Consider the following 2,407-nt stretch of genomic DNA (forward strand, 5'->3'; position numbering starts at 1 on the left):
TCTCAGCGTAGCTGGGGTCGAGCGCGTGCTCGGCATCAACGAAGGCACACACTTTGCCCTGCTTTTGCGCTTGGGCAATGACCGAAAGCGTCAGGGTAGTTTTACCCGATGACTCTGGGCCAAAGATAAATGAGGACATGAACGAATCGCCGATTTCGGTACAGGATTCTTGTCAGTCTCGCCCCTCTCCACCTTTTTTTCAAATTTCCGCCAACCTCAGGATTGTCGAAACTCAAAAAACGAACCAAAGTGTCCTTTATAATTTCGTGCATGCAGAAAAGTATTTTTCATGACTTTAATTCATCATGATGATAGAGTGTACAAAAGTCAAAACTTACGGACACTTTTATGAAAATCGGGTACGCACGGGTATCGACAACTGATCAAGATTTATCGAGTCAGGTTGAAAGCCTTGAAGCCGCTGGCTGCGAGAGAATTTGGGAAGCGAAGCTTTCCGGAGTCTCCGATGAACATGAGTCCAAGTTGGGCGAGGCAATCAACTTTGTACGAGATGGCGATGTCTTGCTTGTGACACGACTAGACCGGCTTGGGAGGTCGTTAGCGAAGATCCTCAAGGTCATCGAAACAATCCACGAGAAGGGGGCAACGATCAAAACATTGGATGGAACTCTCGACACTTCTAATACCAGCCCCCTCGCAAAAGCAATGATCAATTTGTGCGGTACGTTTGCCCAGCTCGAACGGGATCTCATCCTTGATCGGACCAGCGAGGGCCGAGAACGAGCCAAGGCGAAAGGCACTCACATGGGTCGTCCGCCTGCTCTTAGCGAGAAAGAAATCAAGGATATTTACCGAAGGTTAGACAACGGAGAATCGATTGCCTCAATAGCCAGGCGCTACAAAGTGTCTCGACCCACGATCACCAGATACCGCGACAAAAGAACCAAGGACCAGATATGAGTCAGAAGAAAGCAGCTGAAAACATCGACCTCTTTGAAGGTTGGATAGCAAGGCAAACTAACGCTGATTTCAAAAATCTTGTGCGTCGTGGGCAACTCAATCGCCAGGAAGTTGCTCAGCAGGTCGGTTTTGCAAAGAGCGTTCTCCGACAAAATCCAGCTGTTAAGGCCCGTTTAGAACGACTCGAAGATGACCTTCGACCCATCGGAATTCTGCCCGAAAAAAAAGAGCAGCGATTTCAGGAAGAAAAAGAAAATAAACCTAAAAAATATGACGTTGAGGCCGGCCAACGCTCCAACGACAAGAGACGATTGCAAGAGCTAGAGGCTCAGTGCCTTGAGCTGAAAGCAAAGCTCAAGCGATATGAAGAACTATCGGAAGTGTTAACCGAGATGGGGATTGGGCTTTGACGGAAGCGATGAAAAGAAAGGCTTTAACACGGATCACCAAAGTTCGTTTCACAAATAACGAACGCACAATATTCGGCGGTATACTGCTCAAAGATGCAATCAATCTAAAGTCTGCCAAGGTTATTGTGCAGGTCGATATTCCAACCCAATCGTTACCTGTAGAGGCTGCGGTGGGACAAGTGTGGGAGATATCTGGCCCATGCGACGAAGAGATTATCGAAAACAATGGCTATAAGATCCGGCAAGCAGTCTGGCGCAACCCCATTTCTTGTGAATTGAAGATGCCAGCCACCTATGAAAGCTTGATTCAGTTTTTGGCTTTTGACCCAGATTTCAGAGGCATTGGCAGTGTCAAAGCACGCAAACTCGTTCAAGCGATGGGAAATGATATCGTCCGGCTTGCCACAATTGGTGACCGAGAAGCCTTCAGAAACCATCTGACCGATGACTCTATCGACGCCTTGATCGAGGGCTTTCAAAAGTACAAAAACCTTCGACACGCACAATTTTTAAGCAACCACGGCATTCCACTGTCAGTTCAACGTAGGCTTTTCAAAGCACACGGTGAAAGTGCTGTCGATCAAATAAAGTGTAACCCGTACTCTCTGCTGACTTTCGGCCTGACTTTCGAACAAACAGAGAAGATCGCAACGAGCCAGTTTGGACTTAGTAAAAATGACGACAGACGCTTTGCAGCTGCAACAGAGCAAGCTTTGATCAAGCACTGCGGACGCGGACATACTTGTGCAACGTCCTCCGACTTAAAACGGCGTGTCGGAAAGATACTTTCTACTTCAAATGATGGCGTGATCGCCCATGCCCTGGAATCAGGAAAGAATGCAAAGTTTATCACTTATGATTCGAAGAGGAGTTATTGTCAAATTCTGTGTATGGCCGGTCAGGCGGCAGTCCTGTGTGACTGCTCCCCGCCCTAAGCGCTGACGCGCCACGGGCGAGGCTTCCCACTTCTCAGGCAGCTGCCGACGATGTGCCGGACTTACGCAAGCCTCCATGGGATTACCGCAGCTTGTATTATGTTACAACATAATAAGATCTTGATTTTATTGATTAATTAG

Annotated in this window: 3 protein-coding genes and 1 pseudogene; 3 read left to right on the forward strand and 1 reads right to left on the reverse strand. The window is 47.8% G+C overall.

The features are described 5' to 3' along the window. A pseudogene (locus L1249_RS17280) lies at nt 1-127 on the reverse strand (recombinase RecA); the annotation flags it as partial. Between the two features lie 221 nt (nt 128-348). On the opposite strand from L1249_RS17280, the gene L1249_RS17285 reads away from it, so the two are divergent. Genes L1249_RS17285 through L1249_RS17295 form a run of 3 tightly spaced genes read left to right on the forward strand, consistent with a single transcriptional unit; the run spans nt 349 to nt 2,266 of the window. After that, nucleotides 349-921 (forward strand): recombinase family protein, encoded by a 573-nt coding sequence (locus tag L1249_RS17285; RefSeq protein WP_044630006.1) that lies wholly within the window; start codon nt 349-351, stop codon nt 919-921. Beyond that, the gene (locus L1249_RS17290) at nt 918-1,331 is read left to right on the forward strand and encodes a VPA1267 family protein (RefSeq protein ID WP_044630007.1); all 414 of its coding nucleotides are present in this window, start codon (nt 918-920) and stop codon (nt 1,329-1,331) included. The genes L1249_RS17285 and L1249_RS17290 overlap by 4 nt, the downstream gene beginning before the upstream one ends. Continuing rightward, complete coding sequence (locus tag L1249_RS17295) at nt 1,328-2,266, forward strand: helix-hairpin-helix domain-containing protein (RefSeq protein WP_235253800.1); 939 nt, start codon at nt 1,328-1,330, stop codon at nt 2,264-2,266. The genes L1249_RS17290 and L1249_RS17295 overlap by 4 nt, the downstream gene beginning before the upstream one ends. Nucleotides 2,267-2,407 lie beyond the last annotated feature (141 nt).

Source organism: Halomonas sp. Cn5-12 (genome assembly GCF_021532545.1).
Taxonomy (GTDB): domain Bacteria; phylum Pseudomonadota; class Gammaproteobacteria; order Pseudomonadales; family Halomonadaceae; genus Vreelandella; species Vreelandella aquamarina.

What these genes read in the sequence shown, in the direction of transcription:
- L1249_RS17285 (WP_044630006.1), top strand. Translation starts at nt 349, where the DNA reads ATGAAAATCGGGTACGCACGGGTATCGACAACTGATCAAGATTTATCG.
- L1249_RS17290 (WP_044630007.1), top strand. Translation starts at nt 918, where the DNA reads ATGAGTCAGAAGAAAGCAGCTGAAAACATCGACCTCTTTGAAGGTTGG.